This is a genomic window from Bacillus paralicheniformis (genome assembly GCF_002993925.1).
GTDB classification, from domain to species: Bacteria; Bacillota; Bacilli; order Bacillales; family Bacillaceae; genus Bacillus; species Bacillus paralicheniformis.
This window is the reverse complement of sequence record NZ_CP023665.1, coordinates 2,711,515-2,732,867: the sequence shown is the minus strand read 5'-3', so window position 1 is coordinate 2,732,867 and position 21,353 is coordinate 2,711,515. Positions and strand designations below refer to the sequence as shown.

The following is a 21,353-nucleotide window of genomic DNA, read 5'->3' as shown; positions in this document are numbered from 1 at the left end:
TGAGGAGTATAATTATACTCCTCCTTATTTTCGTTCTAGGAGGAATATACACATGCTCAACAAAAGGGTTCTCATTGCAAACTTTAAACTAACCTATAGACGAACTTTAAATCGCTTGATTTATTTTTTCCCATCAAGCGAAAATTTACTTAAATCAAATAAAATTCTATTTGTCTTTGCGCCCTTTTTCTTGGTGTATATATTTATTCTATATAAAGCCTCACAGACTCTTTTAACTGGAGTTCCAGAGCATATTCTAACTCTAGGTACTAACTTTATCATTCTCTTTTTTGTTTTGAATATATTAAAATCATCGACTGATATCATACATCGATATGTATATCCTGAAGATTTTCTTCTTCTTCATACTTTAAAAACGGATCCCAAAAAAATTTTATTATCAAGATTCTTCACAACAATTTTTCTAAACATCCTGTTTAAATTAACAGTAGTGTTATTCCCTATACTCTTTTTTATAAATTTTTCTACACATGACCGTATATATCTTTTGTTATCATTTCCATCACTGCTAATATTTATTGTTGGACTGACAAGTCTTTATTCATCGCTTACATACATCGTTTATTCTAAATTTCTACATAACATTTTAAATTCACGATTAAAAAGCTTGTTATCCCTTATAGGAATTGCCTGTATATCTGCCATTTCAACTACTTTTCTTGGTTGGATTGGACTTAATTATTTTTATCAAAATGATCTCCTCGAAGCTATTGGCAATTTCATATATCTATTCAAATTAGATACGATATTAACCACCAATTGGCTGCCTACAAATTGGTTTTTACTTTCAACAAGTGATATACATTTATTTTTTTTATGTTCTATAGGTTATATTGCTTTAGGTTGCCTTTTCGCCTTTATTACCTTTCATTTAATTTTGAAAGTATTGATTATAAAAGAAGCAGTACCTAATAATCTTTTGCCAAAATTAAAACCAATCAAGTTGCCTTTTTTAAGTTTCTTACAAAAGACCTTACCACGGCAAAATATTGCTATTCTAAAGAAAGACCTTACTGCATTATTAAGAGCTAATTTTACAATAAAAAAACGACTGGTACTTTCCATTAATATGATTGCAGTAGAACTAGGTGTATTGATAGGTCTTAGTTTAAATCAAAAGTGGTTTGATTTCTCAGACATTTTTGTTATCTACCCAATTTTATTTGCTGTGACTTATAATACATCTTTATTAGGAGAGGGATTACTTGGCGTAACTTCAGCAGATGCAGAGCGTGAGAACCTTTACGTTTATAAGAGCTCGGGTGCTTCTATTTTTAAATTGATCGCAGGAAAATCTTTATTGCACTTATCTGTGATTCTTATTTTAATGAATACGTTATTTTTATTCATCTTATTGTTATTCAACTTAGATATTATGACGCAGCTTATATTGTTCATCATGATTAACTCCATCAGTCTTATCATAGGGGCTGGACAAATTATTGGAACATTTCTCTATCCTCGTTTAGATTGGGAGAACTTTGAAGACATTGGTTCATCTGTTAAAGCATCATTTTTTGAACATACTATTCTCGGAGTGTTACTGGCATTTTACCTTCAGTTGTATGGTATCACAGGCGTTCTCGTTACTTTTAATATTATTAATAGGGGAGTATTCTTTTTAATCATTGTGACAGGTACCATTTTATTTGTTATAGGTATTGGAGTCTTTTATTATTTTTGGATTAAAAGAATAGGAACGAAAAATTGGGAGATGAAAACATGAACATTGAAAATGTGTCTTTCAAATATAAAGATAAACTGATCCTTGAATCTATTAATTTAAAGATAGAGAAAGGCAAAGTTTACGGCTTACTTGGACCAAATGGAGCTGGTAAATCAACTCTTTTAAAATGTATCCTTGGTATAGTGAAACCTTACGAAGGTAAAATCACTGTCAAAGGAGAAACCTTGGAATCTGAAAGATCCTCTTACCTTAAATATATAGGATACGTTCCAGACGCACCTTTTATCTATCATTATTTAACACCTAGAGAGTACCTTGAGTTTGTTGCTGATTTACAAGAAGTCCCTTATGAGATTAAAAATGATAGAATAGATCTTTTGTTAAGTCAATTTAAATTGAAAGATAATGAAAACGACATGATATCTACATTTTCTTTTGGTATGAAACATAAGTTATCTGTTGCAGGAGCCATAGTTCATGAACCAGAAATATTAATATTAGATGAACCATTAGGGGCATTTGATCCCCCCACTACAAAGATGATGAAAAGTTTTCTCAAACGTTATGCTGAACAGGGAAATACTGTCATCATGTCTACACACCTTGTAAACATAGCGCAACAACTATGCGATAAGGTTGGTATACTGATTAATGGTACTTTAGTTAAAGAATATAATCACCTGACAGACATAAAGGATTTTGAAGATTTGATTATAAGGGATATGGATACGATACTAAAATGAAGGAATTAATAAAAAGAAATAAGCGTATACTCTATATAGCAAGCTCCTTTTACATAGTGGGTTTAGTTCTTGGTGTGATTTTTAACAATATTCTACCTAGCCTTAGTCAAGATAATGTTCAAAATATCACAGTATCAGGTTACTTTACACATAATTTTGCAGCAAATTTATTTCTCATTTTTTCAATGTTTACATTTGGAATTTTGACATCTATCTTATTACTATTGAATGGCTTCTTAGTCGGTCTATCTTCTTTACATAGTATCACTGACCATGGAAACGATGTCTTATTTATATTAACTGCTTTGGTTCCTCACGGTATTTTTGAGATTCCGGCAATGATTTTGTCGGGAGCACTTGGTTTCAAATTGTTAGATTACGTGTATATGAAGATAAGGGGTATTTATTTTTCAAAAAAACAGTTTTTACAAGATTTTTTGTACTTTGTTATTATACTTTTTTTATTGACATTACTTGCTGCTGTTACAGAAGCATTAATAACGCCTTATTTACTTAACAAATTAACATTAGGAGGCTCTTATGTTTTTTAATAAAAAGCAGATAGATAAATTACTGGATGATCATACAGAAGAAGAACAAAAAGAAACGAAAAGTAAAGTTAATACTTCATTTATAATAGTATTTTATTTTTCAATACTACTATCAATCTGTACTGTCTTTTTTGATTATAGGTACTTTTTGATTGCTTTGTTTGGCCCGACCATTTTAGTAACTTTTATATCCCCACCTTTCCAAACCAAAAAAGGTATTTATAGAATTTTTTCGGCCATATATTTAATACTTTTAATTACAGTTACTTTCTTTTGGTTAAATTGATTGCTTAATTCTCAATCAAAAAACGTCCTTAATGGATGTTTTTTTATATCGTTTAAATTAATAATTTGAATTGCTTTTTGACAAGTTCAACTTCGTACTACGAATGGGTTCTCCATCTTTTTTTATTGTATAGGTATGTAAACGGTTTCTGTAGGGGGAGGGCTTATGTTAACGTTTACTGGTTTGGGGAAAGCAAGTCCGACCATGGTGCCTTTGGTAGGGGTGCTTATTTCTGGATTTGGCATCAATGATATTTAAAGAAGGGATTATCAAAGTACTGCCAGTGGCGACCATGTTTATCTTCGTCACTTTAATTTTTGCATTCTACAAGACACAGTATTCTTTGAACCTCTAATCAAAGCATTAAACAGCTGACAAAGGGGAATGTTGTCACTGTTTCCATGGGTACAGCTGCAAGTGGGATGATCTCACACTTAGATGGTGCAGGAGCCACAACCTTTTTATGAACTGTACCCGCACTGCTTCAGCTTGTAAAAATTACATATGGGTCCTTGCTTACTGTGCGATCAAGGTTAAGTGTATACATCTTATGAGTATCAGAAAGCTATTAATATAATGCCTCCATCGGATCGTTTCATTCCTCACTAAAGTCTGAAACGTTTGATCTTAACAGCATTGATCGAACTACGACTGCCATCGTAGAACACACTGTTAAAGAAATACATTCATTATTTTAACAATATTCGTATTAAAACAAAACTAAACAACCAATCACCGGTAAACTATCGGGAATTGGTTGTTTAAAGGTGTTTTTAAATCCTGTCTCAAAACGGGGGTCAGTCCCGTTCCAGCCTGCTTTTTTATTTGGACAGTGTTTTGACGATGTTTTTCAAGCTGTCACCGCGCTTCAGTTCGTACTTACCTGCGCGGATTTTAGATTCGTTTCCGGTCTTTTTCACATAATCTTTGAAGTCATCGGCAGATGAAATGACTTTTCCTTTTGCAAGGAGGTCTGCTATCTCAGCCGTGCTCATGCCGCTTTTGATTTCAAGCTTATACTTGGAATCTTTTTTTTCTGCTTCTTTCTCTTTTTTGTTTTGAGACGAAGCATCCTGCTTCAGAGCGGTCTCTTTATAATGGAGCAGCTGCTGGTATTCTTCGCGTTTCAGCGAAACCTGCTGGTTGTCCTTTAAATAGGTTTTGACATCGGTTTCGCTGATGTTTTGAGCGTCTTTAGAAGCTTCAGCTTTTCCGTTATCCGTCAAATAAAATGCGCCTGCAAGAACAGCGGTAGCCAAAATCATTCCTCCGGCAAATGCTTGTACACTTTGTCTGGTCATACAAGCACCCTCTCATTGTCTTTAATGATCGCTTTCACATCTTCGACAGATACGTGCTCAGCTTTAGCGATGGCGTCTACAGACATGCCGTTTTGGTATTTTGAAAGAATCTGCTTCGCAATATGCTGGCTGATGCCGGCATTTGGTCTGCGGACGACCACATTTGAATCGAGGAGCTCTTCCTCAAGCACGGTCATCTTCTTTTTCAATTTATAGATTTCCTGCATGGCGGACAGCTGAAGGGTTTCCAACTCCTGTTCAACTTCCTTGATCGGTTCTCTTTGAAAATATGAGAATGCAATCAGCGCAATGCTGACAACGAGCAGCGCAATGATAGCAATTTCCACGTTCATCACCTTCAATTCTAATTTTCTCCTTCTTTTTTATACCATAAAAACGCTTGCTTCAAAAGGAGTTAATGCAAAAAATAAAAATTTTGTCGAAGAATTTTATTTTCGTTGCGCCTGCGGGGCCATTTCCAATAGGATAAATACATAACAGGGCTTAACGGGAGGGCGCACGGTGAAAAGGATAATCATCTCGAAAAAACCTTTTCAACATAGTATTCGAAGCGAATCTTTGTTTTGTAACGATATTTTAAAAATATCTTCGCCGGATCATGAAACCGTTCGGCTGAGCTGGGAAATCTCAGATGCTGTGCTTTCAGCGGCTGAAGCGGTTCTGTTTGAAAGTATAAAAGACGTCGAAAAGCAAATTCTTCTCTTTTGCGTAAAAAACGGAGAGCGCAGCGTACGGACGATCCATACCGATGCATTTAAAGGAGAAGCCTCGGTTTTTCCCGCTGCAGGCAATGCGTTCTACAAAGCGGAATACCGGATATACAATTCGCTCAACATGTCGCTGGCCGTTCTCACCTCCGGCTGCTTCTACCTTGGGGAAAACGGAATCCATTCAAACAGCAGCTGTTTTCTGTATCACGACAATCAGCAGGATTGGACGACTCAATTTTCCGCGTACACGAGTTATTCTTTAATAGAAGGAAAGGAGCGTTTCCGTTGATCAATGTATTGCTGCTGTCGTTGGAAAATCCTCTTTTATTGAAAAGCGGAGCGGGGCGCTATGTGAAAAGTCACCTTGAACTATTGCGGAACGAAGTCAGCTTTACCGTCTGCACGACGGCTGCCGGGCAAAACAGCAATGGATGGAAAACGCTTAAGATTCCGCTTGATTTAAAAGCGTTCGCTTCTTTTGAAGAGGCGGTGGCCGCCATGAATTTTCAGATGATCAAAACCGTGCTGGCGTATAAAGGACAATTTAATTTTATCCATGCAAATGATGATATCACCGCGCCTGCCGCCGTTTATCTCAGCGAGGTGCTGGCTCTTCCGCTGATTTCCACGGTACACGGCCTTGAAAGCGGCCGGAAAACGGCAGCAGGCGAGAATGTCCACCCATACAGAGCAAGCCTCGAACGGCTTCTGGCTGAAAAAAGCGATCAAATTCTCGTGCTGAGCAGCATGATGAAGACAGACATGCAAAAGGCGTTTTCGCTTCCTTTCGAGCAAGTCCGCGTCATTCCCCATCCGTGCATAAAAAGCCGCACGGTGAAAAAACGAATGAAAAGCGTACCGTACTTTTTTTCCTGCGGAAGGTTTGTTCCGGAAAAAGGGTTTATCGAATGGCTGCACGCCTTTCAGCAGCTTCGCAAACGGCAGCCTGATCTTGAACTTGTCATTGCCGGGGAAGGACCGCTTCAAAGCGGGATCGAGACCAAGGCAAGAGAATTGGGCATTAAGGAAAGTGTGACAATTCTTCCTTTCCTTTGTGAAGAAGAAAGAGAGAGCTGGCTGGCATTTTGTGAAATGGCTGTTTTTCCAAGTTGTTATGAGCCGTTCGGCATTGCTGCTCAAGAAAGCATGGCAGCCGGCGCTGCCGTCGCCGTCGGAAACAACGGGGGATGGAACGATTTCGTCATCGATCGGGTGACCGGTTTTCAGGTTGATTTTAATCATCCTGATAAAGCTGCATATGCGCTTGCAGAAATTGTCCGCGATAAGGAGCAGCTGCACAAGGTCGGACAAACGGCAGAGGCTTATATATTAGATTTGCATGATCCTGGATATATCAAAAATGTGTTTTTGCAACATGTGTATCACACGTCTTTTTAACAAACCGTGACAAACTAAAAAAAACGCCTGGCATTCCGGCATCATAAGTGGTATTATAGATAAGTCTGAACAGAAATGATATATAGTTTGGAGGGAAAAATAAATGCGCGTTAATATTACTTTAGCTTGCACTGAATGCGGCGAGCGTAACTATATTTCTACAAAGAACAAGCGTAACAATCCAGATCGCGTTGAATTCAAAAAGTATTGCCCACGTGACAAAAAATCAACATTACACCGCGAAACAAAGTAAGCAGCAGGGATTTTCCTGCTGTTTTTCTGTTTTTAAGGGGGAAAGAGATGTGAAGCGTTCTTTACGAAATGAGGTCAGAAAGAGGCTTGCAAACATGCCGGAACAGGAGTTTCTTCTAAAGGCGGAAGCGATTCACCGGAAGCTTTTTCAATCCAAACAGTGGAAAAAAGCGTCTGGCATTGCCCTTACGATTTCCAGAAATCGCGAAGTTCCGACAGAACCGATTATCGAACAGGCACGGCTTGAAGGAAAAACGGTGTGCATTCCGAAATGTATGCCTGATACAAAAGAGATGCACTTTCGCAGCTTTCAGGATGAAAGCGATCTTGAAGTTGTGTATTTTGGCCTGCAGGAACCGATCGTGCACAAAACCGGGCGGATGGAGCCTGAAGACATCGATTTCATCCTTGTGCCGGGAATTTGCTATGACCGGACAGGATACAGAATCGGCTATGGAGGCGGCTATTATGACAGATACCTGGCCGGTTTCACAAAAGATACCGCATCGCTGGCTTTCGAGTGCCAAGTGATCGATCATGTCCCAAAGGAGCCGCACGACATTCCGGTTGAGCAAATTTTTACCGAAGACGCCGTTTACACCTGCAGCGGGTCTGCTGAATAATTATTAAAAAATGAGACACGATACGGTTATAGGAGGGATCATATGAGAAAAGTTACATTCATTGCAGTAGGCGTCATTGCCGCCCTTGTGTTTTTTCAAAACCGTTATCGTGTCATCAATTTCATTCTTGGTCAAAACCAGATCCGCCACTATTTTATCCATTTGATGATGAGAATTCCGTTTTTTCGCAATAAGTTTATACAGCAGGCTTTCTGAATCCCGTTTAAAAACGGGATTTTTTTAAAGCGCTTAAAAGGCGCAGAATGACGCGTTTCCTGTTATAATGGACAAAAACAATTGTGGAGCGTCGGTATGTATTCAATCGATTATTTGTATTGGAATTTCATCGGGAACCTCTTAGACAGGGATTTTGAGCTTGTGCAGGCACCAGCTTCATTCGGAGAAGCCTGGCTTGAAGCAAGGGGGAGCGCGCCGTATGATTTGGTTCGCGTTTTTCGGAAGGATATCGATTTCAGACAGGATCTCGTCGGTGACTTGGAATCTCTTTATGAAAGAGCGGAGCGCCTGAGAGCAGCATCAAGGCAGCGAAAGCTCTCGATATTAAACGTCTATTTGTCACAGGAAGCACCTGTAGATGAGTGGGAAGATGTTGTCAGTCATCCGGTCGCAGATAAACGGATCAGCATCGTGCCGGTTTTTATTGAGCACGCTTCGGCTGAAGAAGGCTTCCGCAAACTCGCCGTTGCTTTAAACATGGGGCCGGATGAGCTGACAGGCCACATGCACGATGCCGGATACGAGAATGTGGAAGAGAAGAGAGCCGAAGTATTAGCAGCGGCTAAAGCAAGAGAAGAAGAAAGGCGGCGGGAAGCGGCTGTATTTGAGAAAGGCAAACCGATGTTTACCTGGATTTTTGCAGTGCTTCAAGTCTTCATGTTTCTGCTTCTGGAAATGTCGGGCGGCAGTCAGAATACCGACACGCTCATCCGGTTCGGTGCGAAGGAAAACAGCCTCCTGTTAGCAGGGGAATGGTGGCGGCTTGTCACGCCGATCGTTCTTCATATCGGATTGGTCCACCTCATGTTCAATACATTTGCATTGCTGTCTGTCGGAGCCGCGGCAGAAAGGGTGTTTGGATCATTCCGCTTTCTTGTCATATACATATCAGCAGGAATTTTTGGATCGATCGGCAGCTTTCTGTTCAGCCCGTATCCGTCCGCAGGGGCTTCGGGAGCCATCTTCGGTTGTTTGGGAGCACTTTTGTATCTGGCTTTTTCAAATCGGAAAGCTTTCTTAAAAACGATTGGAACAAATATCATTGTGATTATCATTCTGAACCTCGGCCTCGGTTTCACGATTTCAAATGTTGACAATGCCGGCCATATCGGCGGATTGATCGGCGGACTCCTGACGGCCTTGGCAGTCGGAATCCCCGGGAAAAAAAGACCACTCCAGCGGCTGACAGGCTGGGTTCTCATCTTTGTCATCGGAGGAGGCGCTCTGTACATTGGGACACATTCAGCTTCGATGCAGGAAAATGCCATGCTGCATCAGGCGGCGAAATGGTATGAAGAGGGAGACTATGAAAAGGTAAAAGATGCCTTGCAGGAAGCGGGCTCAAAGCAGGACGCTTCCAGCGACACTTTAAAGCTGCTCGCTTATTCCGAATTTCAGCTCGGCGAGTTTGAAAACGCTGAGAAAAGGTTCGAGGCCGTCGTTGAAAAAGATCCATCAGATCACGCCTCACTCTATAATCTTGCCAGGCTCTATGCTCAAAAAGGCGAGTTCGCCAAAGCCGAACAGTCTGTTGAAAGAGCGTTGGCAGAAAAGCCTGATGAAGAGATGTATAAAGCGTTTCGGGACGAACTTAAGAAAGAAACCGCCCGGTAACCAAGTATGAAAAGCTTCCGTTATGTTAAAAATGGTCTTTAGTATAGACTCATTTGACGGGAGCTTTTAATATACAATGGAAAAAAAGCATGCGGTCCAAAAAAATTTAGCGAAAAATGTTGAATATTTAAATGAAAAGCTGGGGGTCGACAAAAGCTTCGATATGATCCGGCTTGATGTTGTTTATGCTGATAGAGACATGTCGCTTTATCTTGTCGACGGCTTTGTAAAAGATGATATTATGCACCACTTGCTTAAGAATCTCTCAAGGCTCACCCCTGAAAGTCTGGAAGACGATCCGCTTGAGAAGCTGATCAAAACGTACATCCCATACATCGAAATTGATACGGAAGACGACCTCGACAAAGCAGCCGCCCAGGTGTTGTCCGGGCCGGCCGTTCTCCTTGTCGACGGGGTGGACCATGCCATTATTATCGATGCGCGGACATACCCGGCAAGAAACCCGGAGGAACCCGACAATGAACGTGTCGTCAGAGGTTCAAGAGACGGCTTCGTCGAAACGATCGTGTTCAACACCGCACTGACGAGAAGAAGAATCCGCGACCGTTCCCTCAGAATGGAGTTCCTTCAGGTCGGCAGAAGAAGCAAAACAGATGTCGTCATCTGCTATTTGGAAGATATCGCTGATTTGGAAAGTGTAAAAAAGCTGAAGCAATCGCTTGAAGCGATTGATACGGACGCTTTGACAATGGCGGAAAAGACACTGGAAGAATATATCGGCGGCCGTCATTGGAATCCTTATCCGACGGTCCGCTATACAGAAAGGCCTGATACTGCGGCCGTTCATTTGTACGAAGGCCACATTCTCGTCTTTGTGGACGGTTCGCCAAGCGCGCTGATTACCCCTGTTACTTTTTGGCACCATCTGCAGCATGCCGAAGAGTACAGAAACAAACCGCTTGCAGGCGCCTATTTGCGAGTGGTCCGTTTTATATCTGTGTTGGCATCGATCTTTTTGCTGCCGCTGTGGTTTTTGCTCTCCGTTCATCCCGATCTTTTGCCGGACGCCCTTCAATATATAGGGCCTGAAAAAAAAGGGGCCCTTCCGCTGCTTGCGCAATTCATCATAATTGAAATAGGCGTCGACATGATGCGGATGGCTGCAATCCACACCCCGTCGTCTCTGGCTACGGCTCTCGGACTTGTAGCTGCTTTAATGATCGGAGAAGTGGCGGTGCAGGTCGGACTTTTCTCGCATGAAGTCGTCTTGTATCTCGCTGTTGCGGCTATCGGCACGTTTGCTACGCCGAGCTATGAGCTGAGCATAGCGAACAGGCTGGCAAGAATCGTTCTCCTGATCGCGGCCGGCGCATTCGGACCGATCGGCTTTGTCATCGCGATCTTCTGCTGGGTGATTTATCTGGTCAGAATGAAGTCGTTTCATGTGCCGTATTTATGGCCGTTTATCCCCTTTGACTACAGAGCCTTTCGAGATATCGCGATTCGAACGCCAATGCCGCTGAAAAATAGAAGGCCCGTATTTTTGGATCCCCAGGATCCAGACCGCTGAATGTCTGTTTTCCTTCAGGAAAACAGGCTTTTTTTTTGCTTGACGCCGGACAGCTTTATGAATACTCTAATGTTAGACCTTTAAAGAATGGTGAAATAAAATGAAAACAGCCTATGATGTACAGCTGTTGCTGAAACAGTTTGGATGTTATGTTTATTTTGGAGATCGCGAACTTGAACTTGAATATATGATGGACGAACTGAAAGAAATGTTTCTTTCGAATCTGATAGAAAAAGAACAGTGGCTTAAAGGCGTTTCAATTTTGCAGAATGAACTCACAAAAGTAAAGAGAAAATAAAACAGGGATTAGAGGGGGAGCAAAATGAATGACAGCTGGCTGGTCGGAGTCGACCTTGGAGGAACAACGGTAAAGCTCGCTTTTGTAAGCGCTTATGGTGAAATCCTGCACAAGTGGGAAATTCCGACCGATAAATCGGGGGAAACGGTTACGGTAAGCATCGCAAAAGCCATCGACGGAAAATTGAAAGAGCTCGGCAAACCGAAGCACATCTTAAAATGGATCGGCATGGGCGCTCCGGGCCCCGTCAATACGGAGACCGGCATCGTTTATAAAACGACGAACATGGGCTGGGAGAACTATCCGTTAAAAGACCACCTTGAAGCAGAGACAGGATTAGCGGCGGTCATTGAAAATGACGCGAACATCGCGGCTCTCGGCGAAATGTGGAAAGGAGCGGGAGACGGCGCAAAGGATTTGATTCTTGTCACGTTGGGAACGGGTGTCGGAGGCGGCATTATTGTAAACGGAGAAATCGTCCGCGGGCAAAACGGTGCAGGCGGAGAAATCGGCCACATCTGTTCAGTTCCTGAAGGAGGAGCGCCGTGCAACTGCGGGAAAAGCGGCTGTATCGAAACGATCGCTTCGGCTACGGGCATCGTCAGGATTGCCAAAGAAAAAATAGAATCCGGTCATCTAGATACAGACTTGCGTGCATGTCCGGATATCACGGCGCGCGATATTTTTGAAGCGGCCCGGGAAAATGATCCGGTTGCTTGCGAAGTCGTCGATTATGTGGCGGGTCATTTAGGAATGGTCCTCGGCAACTTGGCGAGCTCGCTCAATCCTTCGAAAATCGTAATTGGCGGAGGCGTCTCAAAAGCAGGAGAAATCCTGCGCTCCAAAGTTGAACAATCTTTCAACCGCTTCGTATTCCCGCGGGCCGGCGAGGCGGCTGAGATCGTAATCGCTTCACTTGGAAACGACGCAGGCGTGATCGGCGGCGCATGGATCGCCAAAAACCAATGGCTGAAAAGCCAGGCGGAGCCTGTTTTATAAGCATTTTCGGACCGCTTTGCAGCATTGTTAACACTTTTAAGCCAATGTGAAAAATGATTGATTTTTTTGTACAGACAGGTTAAGATATGATTTAGTAATTTTAGCGATTTTTCTAAAATAAAACAATATGTGGAAATTCAGTTTGCGGAAACATGCGTCTTGCTGCATAGGGAGGTTTCGAATGCGAAAGTCATTTTTTTCAAAAATTTCGTTTTTGTTAATTGCGACATTGCTGATGTGGCTGAAAACGTATGTCGTCTACAAAACAAGCTTCAACATTAAAATTGAAAACTTCATGCAAGAGTTTATATTGTTCATCAATCCTTTAAGCTTTTTGCTGTTTATATTCGGAATCGGCCTGTTTTTCAAAGAAAAAAACAGGAACCGGTTTATTATCGGGGCAAGCATCGTCCTGACGTTTGTCTTGCTTGCGAACATGATCTTCTACCGTTTTTACAACGACTTTTTAACGATTCCTGTATTGTTCCAGACGAATAATATGGGTGATTTGGGAAGCAGTATCAACTCTTTGTTTATGCCGACCGATTTGCTCCTCGTCGTCGACATTGCCATTTTAATTTGGCTGTACAAGCGCCAGCCTGCCAAAACAGGCGGAAAGGCGACAAGAAAGGAACGCGCGGCTTACTATCTATTTGTCGCTGCCGTTTTCTTTTTCAATTTAGGGATTTCTGAAACAGAAAGACCGCAGCTTTTGACAAGATCGTTTGACAGGGAAGTTCTTGTGAAGAATATCAGTCTTTACAACTTCCATATCTATGACGGGCTGATCCAGTCAAAGCAATCTGCACAGCGTGCGCTGGCCGACAGCAACAGCCTCACGGAGATTGAAAACTATGTCAACGCAAACCGCACGGACACCAATCATAACCTGGCCGGGATCGCCAAGGGTCGGAATGTGATCCTCGTTTCCCTGGAATCCACCCAAAGCTTTGTCGTGAACCAAAAGTTAAACGGCAAAGAGATTACGCCTTATTTAAACGACCTGATAAAGAAAAGCTACAGCTTCGAGAATTTCTATCATCAGACAGGCCAAGGCAAAACGGCAGATTCCGAATTCATCGTTGACAACTCTCTCTATCCTCTTGGAAGAGGAGCGGTCTTCTTTACGAATGCAGGAAACGAGTATACGGCAATGCCTGAAATATTGAAAAACCACGGCTATTATTCCTCGATTTTCCATGCGAACAACAAAAGCTTCTGGAATCGGGATATTATGTACGATACGTTTAAATACGATAAGTTTTACGATATCAATTCCTATGATGTAAACGAAGAAAACTCAGTGGGCTGGGGACTGAAAGATAAGGAATTCTTTGAACAAACATCAGAGCTGATGAAAGAAATGCCTCAGCCGTTTTATACCCGCCTGATCACGCTGACAAACCATTTTCCGTTTGAGCTGGATGAGGAAGATAAACTGATCGATGAATTTGATTCAAAAAGCCGTACGTTAAACAGATATTTCCCGACCGTCCGCTATCAGGATGAAGCGCTTAAACGATTTATTGAAAAGCTGAAAGAAGACGGCCTCTACGATAATTCTGTTATCGTGTTATACGGTGACCATTACGGGATTTCCGAAAACCATAACGAAGCGATGAGCCAATTCCTCGGCAGAGAAGTAACCCCGTTTGAGGAAGTACAGCTTCAAAGAGTCCCGCTTGTGATCCACATTCCGGGAGTGACGGATAAAGAGCCGAAAGCCATTGACACCGTCGGCGGCCAAATCGATATTCGGCCGACTGTACTGAACCTTCTCGGAATCGATTCGAGCGATCAGATCCAGTTTGGAAACGACCTGTTTGCCAAAGACAAAACGGAGTTTACAGTGCTTCGCGACGGCAGCTTTATTACGAAAGACAAAGTATACACAGACGGCATATGCTATGATAAATCGACAGGAGAGCCGTCTAAAGATAAAAAAGGCTGTGAGCCGTACATTGAAAAAGCGAAACAGGAGCTTTCATATTCAGATCAAATCATTTATGGCGACTTGCTGAGGTTTTATGACAGCGAGCGCTTAAAAAAGCAATCTGACGCCAAGCCGAAAGACGAGTAAGCTTTTCTTTTGGCGGAGAAAGCTAATGCAGCAGGCCGGATATCGTTCCGGCCTGTTTTTAATGACAAGAGTCCGTCATCAAAATCATGATCCAAGCCGATGCCGGTTATGATATAATTGATAATGATTCTCTTTATCGATATTTAAACCAGAAAGAAGGTATGAAAGGTGAATATGAAAGGAAAGACGCTCGCTGGAGCATGCTTTGTACTATTATTGATCGCAGCATTGACAGCATGCGGTAATCAAACGGAGAGCAAAGATTCGTCTTCTCAATCAAAAAGCGAAGAAACGATTACATACAAGGCTGAAAACGGAACGGTTAAAGTTCCGAAGCATCCGAAACGGGTGGTTGTCATGGCTGACGATTATTTCGGCTATTTCAAGACACTCGGTCTCAATGTAGTGGGTGCCCCTGACAGGGTATTCAAAAATCCTTATTTCAAGGGGAAAACCGAGGGTGTGACAAACATTGGTGAAGGAAATTCCGCTGAAAAGGTTATTCAATTAAAACCGGACCTGATTGTCGTATGGACGACCCAAGGCGCTGATATCGAAAAGCTGGAAAAAATCGCTCCGACGGTCGCTTTGAAATATGACAGCTTGAATAACACTGAACGGCTGAAGGATTTCGCAAAAATGACAGGTACTGAAGATCGAGCGGAGAAATGGCTGGCTGATTGGGACAAAAAAGTTGCCGCGGCAAAATCAAAAATTCAAAAAGCGGTCGGGGACAAAACGGTTTCCATTATGCAAACGAATGGCAAAGAAATCTTTGTATTCGGCGATCAATTCGGAAGGGGAGGAAGCATTGTTTATCAAGATCTCGGCTTAAAGGCGACAAAGCTGACGAAGGAAAAAGCAATCGACGAAGGGCCGGGCTACACGAGCATTTCATTAGAAAAGCTGCCTGAATTCGCCGGAGATTATATATTTATAGGGCCCTGGGAATCAAGCGGAGACGACAGCGCCGTGCTTAATACCTCCATTTGGAAGAACCTTGGCGCGGTCAAAAATCAACATGTCTATAAAATCGACCCTGTCGGCTTCTACTTTTCCGATCCGATTTCATTAGAGGGCCAGCTTGACTTTATTACAGAAAGCTTAGCGAAATAATAGATGAACTTCCGCCTATTTGGGCGGAAGTTTTTTTGCGGGCTGAAACCTTATTGAAAAAGCGTTTTTTAAGCGAACCGGGAGAGTTTTTAAACGAGCCTTCATCATATGCTATTGTGGGAGGGATCATTGATGGCATTCATCAACATCAAACCGGAGTTAAAGCAGAATATGGAAAGATTGTCTAATATCCTGAACATACCCGAACCGCTTTTAATCAGCGCAAACGCGAATGCAGCCGCGGACGAATTTTATTTTCCGGGAGCGTCTTTTCAAGCAGGAAAAAGCGTTCCAGCAGCCGAAACATATGAACAGCTGCAATTATTGGTGAATCAATACACACTTGAAGATGAACAGTGGCTGACAAAAACAGTCGTTTACGATTCAGCAGTACTGAAAAAGGAAATTGACAGATTGACGGAGTGCTTTCCGTTTGTTACTTCCCGCATCATCGGTCGCTCAAGCATGGGCCAGCCTATATACGAACTGCTCCTCGGAGCTGAATATGCCGAAAAAAAAACGCATATGAATGCTTCTTTTCATGCCAATGAATGGATCACCACTTCTGTTTTGATGAAATGGCTCAAAGAATATTGTTATCATTTATGTACAGGCCGGTCCGCTTTAGGTTTTTCACCGCTTGACATTTTTTCATCAACAAAGCTTTCCGTCGTGCCGATCGTTAATCCCGACGGGGTTGATCTTGTGCTTAACGGTCCCGGTCATCTTGGGATAGCGCGGGAAGCACTGGATGAGATGAATGAGCATCAACCGGATTTCCGGGAATGGAAAGCCAATATAAACGGAGTGGATTTAAATAATCAGTTTCCGTCTTTTTGGGAGATCGAAAAACAGAGAAAACCGCCCAAATCCCCTTCCTACAGGGACTACCCCGGAGATGAACCGCTGACAGAACTGGAAGCGGCAGCGATGAGGGATTTAATCGCAAACGAGCCGCCTGATCGGCTTGTGGCGCTTCACACACAGGGAGAGGAAATTTATTGGGGATACAAGGGGCTGGAGCCTCCTGAATCAGCCGATGTGATCCAAACATTTGAGCGCCTGAGCGGTTATAAGGGCGTCAGATATATAGACAGCTATGCAGGATTTAGAGATTGGTTTATTCATTTTTTCGGAAGAGAAGGATATACTGTTGAACTCGGCAAAGGAAAAAATCCTTTACCAATGAAACAATTTGACGATATATATTGTAAAAGCAGAGGCATACTTTGGGCATCCTGCTTTTTTGAAAGCTGAAACTTTTCACGGTGAAAATCGTAAATTAGACAGCCAATCATTTATGGAGGGAGAATGGCCGGTTTGAGAGTTTCGTTATGGCTTATTGCCGCTGTGATGACCGTGGCTGCGGCTGGTTGCACACCGCAGCATCAGGAAGGAACGAAAAGCGTTCATCATGAGGAGCCGGAAGGGAAAAAGAAAAGCAGTGCAGCAGTAAAAGATAAAAAAGTGATAGCGCTGAAGGACCGGCACTTTGATGAGGCGGCAGGATGGCTTGATAATGAAACCGTTATATACACCGCAACCGATCCGGTCGCAGGAAGTGAAGTCAAATCATATGATATATTTAAAGGGACGGGCGAAACGATCTACAAGACGGATGACAGGCTGATAGCGGCGGAAGTAAACAGGGAAAAAGGCATGATTCTCATCCAAACCGCCGGAAACGGCTCTGAAATGAAGTTAACTTTGCTTAATTTACAGGGAAAACAGCTGTACACAAAAAAATTTCGCACGCATGAACTGCAAGTGGACTGGAATCGGTTTGACCCTTATCTTTTATACGTCACAACTTTTACGAAAGATTGGAATTATGAATCGCGCCTGATTGATGCGAAAGAACAGCAAACCGAAAAAGACATCGCACAGGCCGCCTTTGTTCATTGGACTTCCGCCGACACTTTTGAATATATCAAATGGAATGAACGGAACCGGGAAAAACCGGCTCCTGTTTATTCCTTCAACACAGCGGACGGACGGAAAAAGAAGCTCGCCGGTGATGCCGTACTGCTCGATGTTCTGGGGGATATGCGGCTGATTGTAGCGCCTTCATCCAGTCATCGCCAGGGCACCTACATATTTTCAGACGTTTCTTCTTCGGAAAAGAAAATTTCTTTCAAATTGCCGCTGTTCTCGGAATATGGCAGCCTGTCACCGATGGAATACAGCTACGACCCTCGGCATGAGCTGTTTTATACGTATCAGCCGAATGAGTCGGGCTCCTTGTATGATCTGATTTCCGTCAGTCTCAAAACCGGCAAACGGGAAGTCATTCGTGAAAAAGTGGAAATGCTTCCGATTACCGTATCTCCTGACGGGGATTATGCATTGTACGGTTATACCCAGGATCAAATCATTTCATTCAACTCAAAAACTGCAGCACCCCTTGTGACAAAAGAATAGAAAGGAGAATGGACAGTGGCCATAGCAGACGTTACCATCATACCGATCGGTACCGAAACTCCGAGCGTAAGCACGTATGTAGCGGAGATTCAAACCATTTTAGAAGGATTTAAAAAAGAAGGCAAAATCCAATATCAGCTGACACCGATGAATACTTTGATTGAAGGGGAATTAAGCGATTTATTTGAGGTGATTCAGACGATTCACGAAGCGCCTTTCCAAAAAGGCATCCACAGAGTGGCGACGAATATCAGGATTGACGACCGCCGCGACAAGAAAACGACGATGGAAGGCAAGCTTGCAAGCGTCCAGCGTCATTTCAGCCAATAAGAAAAACAGCCTTATTCCGGAATAACGGAATAAGGCTGTTTTTGTCTAAAGGCACCGGGTTTAGTGGACTGTCGGATACCCGCTGTTAATGATTGTCATGACGGTAAACCATCCAAACACTAAAAAAGCCGCCCCGCCAAATAAGATGCCAAGAACGTTGATTTGTTTAAGAGAACGAAGAACTCCAAGAGCAGATAATATCGTGACTAGACCGAAAATGATCACGAGCAACATCAATATAAACCCCCTTCGTTTGGATCCCCTGCAGTATATTTCCAATTTTATTTTAACCGTTTTCATCAAATTTGTCGAGGACAACATGATTCATTGAAAGTTTCCCGCAAAACCTTCATAATGGAACAAAGAAAGATGAATCTGAGGTGAAGAAAATGAAATGGAGAAGAATGCCTTTAGGGCCTATCCAGACGAACGCTTATATTTTATCCCATGATGACGGTACCTGTTTAATAATTGATCCCGGCAGCGAATCAGGGAAACTGAATGCATACATAAAAGAAAACGGTTTGAAGCCTCTTGCAGTATTGCTCACTCACGCTCATTTTGATCATATCGGAGCCGTGGACAATGTCAGAAAAGAATGGAACATTCCTGTATACGTACATAAAAATGAAGCTGAATGGCTGACTGATCCTTCATTAAATGGTTCAGCGCTGCTTACGGGACAGACGATCACAGCAGAAAAAGCAGATCATCTGATCGAAGAAGAGGGGGATCTTAAAATCGGCTCTTTTACGCTCCGCATGCTCTTTACGCCTGGACATTCTCCGGGCAGCGTCTCGTATTATGCGGAAGAAGAAAACCTGATCGTTTCCGGGGATGTTTTATTTAAAGGGGGAGTCGGGCGTACAGACCTGCCGGGAGGAAATCAAAAGGTGCTGATGGACAGTATTCATCAAAAACTGCTGACGCTTCCGGAAGAGACGCTTGTGTTAAGCGGTCACGGCCCCGAGACGGACATTGCAACAGAACAGGAACAAAACCCGTTCATCAACGGATTTACTTTGTAAAACATAAAAAAGACGATCCTGATGGATCGTCTTTTTTAATGGCCTCCCTGACCGGGAACCATAATAAACACAGAATAATATGTAAATGCGGCAAAAAAGACTGTCAAGTAAGCACCGAAAATATAAATGTACATCCGCTCGGTCAAGTTGAGATACGATAAGAACACAAAAAATACAGTTTGACCGAAGAACAGCAGTGATGCATCTTTCATATTTCCTAAATAAAACATGACCGCAAAGATACCTGTCCAGAATCCTAACACACGGAACATGCGATTCATTTATATCCCTCCCAAAAAGCCCCTTTGATTTTATTATAAGCCAATTTATCTTGAAATGTAAACATTTTCATTTTGGGAAAATCAATTCATTTTTTACAATTTTGTGATAAGCATTTTTAAAAAATCACCTGTCACGTGTTTAAACGGAAAATATCACGGGTACTAAAACATACAAAGACAAAGTCAGTACATGTTAAGGAGGAATCATTCATGGAAGAGCTGACCTTTTATTCATACCCGAGCTGCACATCATGCCGGAAAACGAAACATTGGCTGAAAGCGAACCAGGTTGATTTTACAGAGCGGCATCTTTTCAGGGAAACGCCGAATCAGGACGAGCTGAAACATATTTTGTCTCTCACGACCGAAGGAATTGATGAGATATTGGCGACAAGAAGCCAGGCATTTAAAGAGTTAAATCTTGATATCGAAGAATTAACGGTCAGCGAAGTGCTGGAATTGTTAATTCAAAAACCAAAGCTGCTGAGACGCCCGATTATCGTAAACGGCGATAAGCTGGTTGTCGGATATAATCCCGGCGAACTCTTAAAATTAAAAAAACACACCTTACACCGTTCTGTTTCCTGAAAAAAACGAAGATTGCTGACACATTGCATGTTCAGCATATCTTCGTTTTTTCGCCTGTGTAACTGGGCTAGCTGGATTCGAACCAGCGCGTCACGGAGTCAAAGTCCGTTGCCTTACCGCTTGGCTATAGCCCAATGCGCTTACGTATAGTGTAGACAATCGATTTCGTTTTATACATAGTGATCAAAATGTTGGTCATATAGCCGATTGATTTTAAAGGAAAACAATGAGGAGGATTGACATGGAAAACAAGCATGCAGCCCTTTATGAGTATTTGGTCAAACAGGCGGACAGAATCACCGATGAATGGCTGTCCCGAACAGCGTCTGAAAAAGAAAAAACGGCACAGCAATATAAGGACTTTTTACTGGCTGTTTCAAGGGTATTTGCCAAGGATGAACAGGCGCTATGCTGGGATAAAGCCTCCGGATGCGCCAAGGAAATTGCCTACGACAGGGCTGTCAGCCAAATTCCGGTGACTGAAAGCATAAAGGGGTTTAAAGTGTGCCGTGAACTTTTAATAGATGAAATCGAGCATTTTTCGGATAAACATGCACCGGACTGTTCGAAAAAAGACTTTTTTATCTGGAATAAACAGCTTCACTCAATGCTGGATGAGGTTATTGAACAGTTTATTCTTGAATATGAGCATACGACAAAGAGACAATTGAAGGCGCAGACCGAGATGATACGCGAACTGAGCGCACCTGTTATACCGGTATCAGAACACATCGGTGTGCTGCCGCTCATTGGCGAAATTGATACTCACAGGGCAACGGTGATCATTGAATCTGCGCTTAAGCAGTGTGCTGAGCTTCATCTCTCGCATCTGTTTATTGATATTTCCGGTGTTCCTGTCGTCGATACGATGGTTGCCTACCAGTTGTTCAAAGTCGTAGACAGCACAAAACTACTTGGCGTTGAGACGGTTCTTTCGGGCTTGAGACCGGAGATTGCCCAAACAGTTGTGAAGCTTGGGATGGATTTTTCGCATATTAACACAGAACAGAGCCTTGCTAAGGCGCTTTGCAATAAAGGCTTTTGCATCCGTGAAAACGGCAAGGCTGAAGAGAAGGTTTAAATTTCTCATTTCAGCAGTTGGAAGCTGAATAAAATAGTCAAATCGGTATTCGGAAATTCCGTTTTTGCTTCGTATTCAGCTTGATTTGCGATTTTTAAGGATTTGATGCTTCCGATGTTTTTCGTATAAACTGCGCTTAGAAAGGAGGCGCAATGG

At 42.5% G+C, this 21,353-nt stretch carries 25 protein-coding genes, 1 tRNA gene and 1 pseudogene; 22 read left to right on the top strand and 5 right to left on the bottom strand.

Annotation, left to right across the window (positions count from 1 at the left end):
* The first annotated feature begins 52 nt into the window (after window positions 1-52).
* The 5 genes and pseudogenes from CP943_RS13875 to CP943_RS13850 all read left to right on the top strand — a co-directional run.
* A complete protein-coding gene (locus CP943_RS13875; protein ID WP_020452199.1) occupies window positions 53-1,747 on the top strand; it encodes a hypothetical protein in 1,695 nt (564 codons plus the stop codon).
* Window positions 1,744-2,451 carry an ABC transporter ATP-binding protein gene (locus CP943_RS13870; RefSeq protein ID WP_020452198.1) on the top strand — a complete coding sequence of 236 codons (708 nt, stop codon included), beginning with the start codon at window positions 1,744-1,746 and terminating at the stop codon, window positions 2,449-2,451. Before CP943_RS13875 ends, CP943_RS13870 begins: the two co-directional genes overlap by 4 nt.
* Window positions 2,448-3,002, top strand: coding sequence for a stage II sporulation protein M (locus tag CP943_RS13865; RefSeq protein ID WP_020452197.1), 555 nt, complete (start codon window positions 2,448-2,450; stop codon window positions 3,000-3,002). Before CP943_RS13870 ends, CP943_RS13865 begins: the two co-directional genes overlap by 4 nt.
* Window positions 2,992-3,288 carry a hypothetical protein gene (locus tag CP943_RS13860; RefSeq protein WP_020452196.1) on the top strand — a complete coding sequence of 99 codons (297 nt, stop codon included), beginning with the start codon at window positions 2,992-2,994 and terminating at the stop codon, window positions 3,286-3,288. Before CP943_RS13865 ends, CP943_RS13860 begins: the two co-directional genes overlap by 11 nt.
* A gap of 537 nt (window positions 3,289-3,825) precedes the next feature.
* Window positions 3,826-4,053 (top strand): annotated as a pseudogene (locus tag CP943_RS13850) (IS3 family transposase); the annotation flags it as partial.
* Between the two features lie 56 nt (window positions 4,054-4,109).
* On the opposite strand, the gene CP943_RS13845 reads toward CP943_RS13850, so the two are convergent.
* Both CP943_RS13845 and CP943_RS13840 read right to left on the bottom strand, forming a co-directional pair.
* On the bottom strand, window positions 4,110-4,589 hold the full coding sequence (locus CP943_RS13845) for an endolytic transglycosylase MltG (protein WP_023855204.1): 480 nt from the start codon (window positions 4,587-4,589) through the stop codon (window positions 4,110-4,112).
* A complete protein-coding gene (locus CP943_RS13840; RefSeq protein ID WP_011198121.1) occupies window positions 4,586-4,936 on the bottom strand; it encodes a hypothetical protein in 351 nt (116 codons plus the stop codon). Before CP943_RS13840 ends, CP943_RS13845 begins: the two co-directional genes overlap by 4 nt.
* A gap of 175 nt (window positions 4,937-5,111) precedes the next feature.
* On the opposite strand from CP943_RS13840, the gene CP943_RS13835 reads away from it, so the two are divergent.
* From CP943_RS13835 to CP943_RS13775, 14 genes are all read left to right on the top strand, one after another.
* Window positions 5,112-5,609, top strand: coding sequence for a hypothetical protein (locus CP943_RS13835; protein ID WP_101561082.1), 498 nt, complete (start codon window positions 5,112-5,114; stop codon window positions 5,607-5,609).
* Entirely contained in the window at window positions 5,606-6,718 is a 1,113-nt protein-coding gene (locus CP943_RS13830) for a glycosyltransferase family 4 protein (RefSeq protein ID WP_101561081.1), read from the top strand. The genes CP943_RS13835 and CP943_RS13830 overlap by 4 nt, the downstream gene beginning before the upstream one ends.
* A 103-nt stretch (window positions 6,719-6,821) precedes the next feature.
* Window positions 6,822-6,971, top strand: coding sequence for a 50S ribosomal protein L33 (gene rpmG, locus CP943_RS13825; protein ID WP_003183500.1), 150 nt, complete (start codon window positions 6,822-6,824; stop codon window positions 6,969-6,971).
* 49 nt (window positions 6,972-7,020) lie between these two features.
* On the top strand, window positions 7,021-7,593 hold the full coding sequence (locus tag CP943_RS13820) for a 5-formyltetrahydrofolate cyclo-ligase (protein ID WP_020452192.1): 573 nt from the start codon (window positions 7,021-7,023) through the stop codon (window positions 7,591-7,593).
* A gap of 42 nt (window positions 7,594-7,635) precedes the next feature.
* Window positions 7,636-7,809, top strand: a complete 174-nt coding sequence (locus CP943_RS22465; RefSeq protein WP_020452191.1) for a hypothetical protein — start codon at window positions 7,636-7,638, stop codon at window positions 7,807-7,809.
* A gap of 96 nt (window positions 7,810-7,905) precedes the next feature.
* Window positions 7,906-9,444 carry a rhomboid family intramembrane serine protease gene (locus CP943_RS13815; protein ID WP_025811154.1) on the top strand — a complete coding sequence of 513 codons (1,539 nt, stop codon included), beginning with the start codon at window positions 7,906-7,908 and terminating at the stop codon, window positions 9,442-9,444.
* 76 nt (window positions 9,445-9,520) lie between these two features.
* Window positions 9,521-10,975, top strand: a complete 1,455-nt coding sequence (locus CP943_RS13810) for a spore germination protein (RefSeq protein ID WP_020452189.1) — start codon at window positions 9,521-9,523, stop codon at window positions 10,973-10,975.
* Window positions 10,976-11,075: 100 nt separating this feature from the next.
* Window positions 11,076-11,273, top strand: coding sequence for a YqgQ family protein (locus CP943_RS13805; protein ID WP_020452188.1), 198 nt, complete (start codon window positions 11,076-11,078; stop codon window positions 11,271-11,273).
* A gap of 24 nt (window positions 11,274-11,297) precedes the next feature.
* The gene (locus CP943_RS13800; RefSeq protein ID WP_020452187.1) at window positions 11,298-12,272 is read left to right on the top strand and encodes an ROK family glucokinase; all 975 of its coding nucleotides are present in this window, start codon (window positions 11,298-11,300) and stop codon (window positions 12,270-12,272) included.
* A gap of 181 nt (window positions 12,273-12,453) precedes the next feature.
* Window positions 12,454-14,352: an LTA synthase family protein gene (locus tag CP943_RS13795; RefSeq protein WP_020452186.1), complete on the top strand. Its 1,899-nt coding sequence runs from the start codon at window positions 12,454-12,456 to the stop codon at window positions 14,350-14,352.
* 174 nt (window positions 14,353-14,526) lie between these two features.
* Window positions 14,527-15,468 carry an iron-hydroxamate ABC transporter substrate-binding protein gene (locus tag CP943_RS13790; protein WP_105981080.1) on the top strand — a complete coding sequence of 314 codons (942 nt, stop codon included), beginning with the start codon at window positions 14,527-14,529 and terminating at the stop codon, window positions 15,466-15,468.
* Window positions 15,469-15,600: 132 nt separating this feature from the next.
* A complete protein-coding gene (locus CP943_RS13785; RefSeq protein WP_105981079.1) occupies window positions 15,601-16,725 on the top strand; it encodes a M14 family metallopeptidase in 1,125 nt (374 codons plus the stop codon).
* Window positions 16,726-16,779: 54 nt separating this feature from the next.
* On the top strand, window positions 16,780-17,889 hold the full coding sequence (locus CP943_RS13780) for a YqgU-like beta propeller domain-containing protein (RefSeq protein WP_105981078.1): 1,110 nt from the start codon (window positions 16,780-16,782) through the stop codon (window positions 17,887-17,889).
* A gap of 15 nt (window positions 17,890-17,904) precedes the next feature.
* The gene (locus CP943_RS13775) at window positions 17,905-18,219 is read left to right on the top strand and encodes an MTH1187 family thiamine-binding protein (protein WP_095291085.1); all 315 of its coding nucleotides are present in this window, start codon (window positions 17,905-17,907) and stop codon (window positions 18,217-18,219) included.
* A 60-nt stretch (window positions 18,220-18,279) separates the two neighbouring features.
* On the opposite strand, the gene CP943_RS13770 is transcribed toward CP943_RS13775, so the two are convergent.
* A complete protein-coding gene (locus CP943_RS13770; protein ID WP_003183486.1) occupies window positions 18,280-18,453 on the bottom strand; it encodes a DUF2759 domain-containing protein in 174 nt (57 codons plus the stop codon).
* A gap of 155 nt (window positions 18,454-18,608) precedes the next feature.
* Here CP943_RS13770 and CP943_RS13765 point away from each other — a divergent pair, with 155 nt between their 5' ends.
* The gene (locus CP943_RS13765) at window positions 18,609-19,247 is read left to right on the top strand and encodes an MBL fold metallo-hydrolase (protein ID WP_020452181.1); all 639 of its coding nucleotides are present in this window, start codon (window positions 18,609-18,611) and stop codon (window positions 19,245-19,247) included.
* Window positions 19,248-19,282: 35 nt separating this feature from the next.
* Here CP943_RS13765 and CP943_RS13760 read toward each other — a convergent pair whose 3' ends face one another.
* Window positions 19,283-19,528, bottom strand: coding sequence for a DUF2626 domain-containing protein (locus CP943_RS13760; protein ID WP_020452180.1), 246 nt, complete (start codon window positions 19,526-19,528; stop codon window positions 19,283-19,285).
* A gap of 210 nt (window positions 19,529-19,738) precedes the next feature.
* Here CP943_RS13760 and CP943_RS13755 point away from each other — a divergent pair, with 210 nt between their 5' ends.
* The gene (locus CP943_RS13755; protein ID WP_003183482.1) at window positions 19,739-20,116 is read left to right on the top strand and encodes a Spx/MgsR family RNA polymerase-binding regulatory protein; all 378 of its coding nucleotides are present in this window, start codon (window positions 19,739-19,741) and stop codon (window positions 20,114-20,116) included.
* 62 nt (window positions 20,117-20,178) lie between these two features.
* Here the strand turns inward: CP943_RS13755 and CP943_RS13750 are convergent.
* Window positions 20,179-20,250: transfer RNA gene (locus CP943_RS13750), tRNA-Gln, on the bottom strand.
* A gap of 107 nt (window positions 20,251-20,357) precedes the next feature.
* On the opposite strand from CP943_RS13750, the gene CP943_RS13745 reads away from it, so the two are divergent.
* Window positions 20,358-21,197: an STAS domain-containing protein gene (locus CP943_RS13745; RefSeq protein WP_105981077.1), complete on the top strand. Its 840-nt coding sequence runs from the start codon at window positions 20,358-20,360 to the stop codon at window positions 21,195-21,197.
* Window positions 21,198-21,353: the final 156 nt, after the last annotated feature.

Excerpts from the sequence above, each read along its gene's own strand:
- CP943_RS13875 (WP_020452199.1), top strand. The coding sequence starts at position 53 with ATGCTCAACAAAAGGGTTCTCATTGCAAACTTTAAACTAACCTATAGA.
- CP943_RS13870 (WP_020452198.1), top strand. The coding sequence starts at position 1,744 with ATGAACATTGAAAATGTGTCTTTCAAATATAAAGATAAACTGATCCTT.
- CP943_RS13865 (WP_020452197.1), top strand. The coding sequence starts at position 2,448 with ATGAAGGAATTAATAAAAAGAAATAAGCGTATACTCTATATAGCAAGC.
- CP943_RS13860 (WP_020452196.1), top strand. The coding sequence starts at position 2,992 with ATGTTTTTTAATAAAAAGCAGATAGATAAATTACTGGATGATCATACA.
- CP943_RS13845 (WP_023855204.1), bottom strand. The coding sequence starts at position 4,589 with ATGACCAGACAAAGTGTACAAGCATTTGCCGGAGGAATGATTTTGGCT.
- rpmG (WP_003183500.1), top strand. The coding sequence starts at position 6,822 with ATGCGCGTTAATATTACTTTAGCTTGCACTGAATGCGGCGAGCGTAAC.
- CP943_RS22465 (WP_020452191.1), top strand. The coding sequence starts at position 7,636 with ATGAGAAAAGTTACATTCATTGCAGTAGGCGTCATTGCCGCCCTTGTG.
- CP943_RS13815 (WP_025811154.1), top strand. The coding sequence starts at position 7,906 with ATGTATTCAATCGATTATTTGTATTGGAATTTCATCGGGAACCTCTTA.
- CP943_RS13810 (WP_020452189.1), top strand. The coding sequence starts at position 9,521 with ATGGAAAAAAAGCATGCGGTCCAAAAAAATTTAGCGAAAAATGTTGAA.
- CP943_RS13805 (WP_020452188.1), top strand. The coding sequence starts at position 11,076 with ATGAAAACAGCCTATGATGTACAGCTGTTGCTGAAACAGTTTGGATGT.
- CP943_RS13800 (WP_020452187.1), top strand. The coding sequence starts at position 11,298 with ATGAATGACAGCTGGCTGGTCGGAGTCGACCTTGGAGGAACAACGGTA.
- CP943_RS13795 (WP_020452186.1), top strand. The coding sequence starts at position 12,454 with ATGCGAAAGTCATTTTTTTCAAAAATTTCGTTTTTGTTAATTGCGACA.
- CP943_RS13790 (WP_105981080.1), top strand. The coding sequence starts at position 14,527 with ATGAAAGGAAAGACGCTCGCTGGAGCATGCTTTGTACTATTATTGATC.
- CP943_RS13785 (WP_105981079.1), top strand. The coding sequence starts at position 15,601 with ATGGCATTCATCAACATCAAACCGGAGTTAAAGCAGAATATGGAAAGA.
- CP943_RS13780 (WP_105981078.1), top strand. The coding sequence starts at position 16,780 with ATGGCCGGTTTGAGAGTTTCGTTATGGCTTATTGCCGCTGTGATGACC.
- CP943_RS13770 (WP_003183486.1), bottom strand. The coding sequence starts at position 18,453 with ATGTTGCTCGTGATCATTTTCGGTCTAGTCACGATATTATCTGCTCTT.
- CP943_RS13765 (WP_020452181.1), top strand. The coding sequence starts at position 18,609 with ATGAAATGGAGAAGAATGCCTTTAGGGCCTATCCAGACGAACGCTTAT.
- CP943_RS13760 (WP_020452180.1), bottom strand. The coding sequence starts at position 19,528 with ATGAATCGCATGTTCCGTGTGTTAGGATTCTGGACAGGTATCTTTGCG.
- CP943_RS13755 (WP_003183482.1), top strand. The coding sequence starts at position 19,739 with ATGGAAGAGCTGACCTTTTATTCATACCCGAGCTGCACATCATGCCGG.
- CP943_RS13745 (WP_105981077.1), top strand. The coding sequence starts at position 20,358 with ATGGAAAACAAGCATGCAGCCCTTTATGAGTATTTGGTCAAACAGGCG.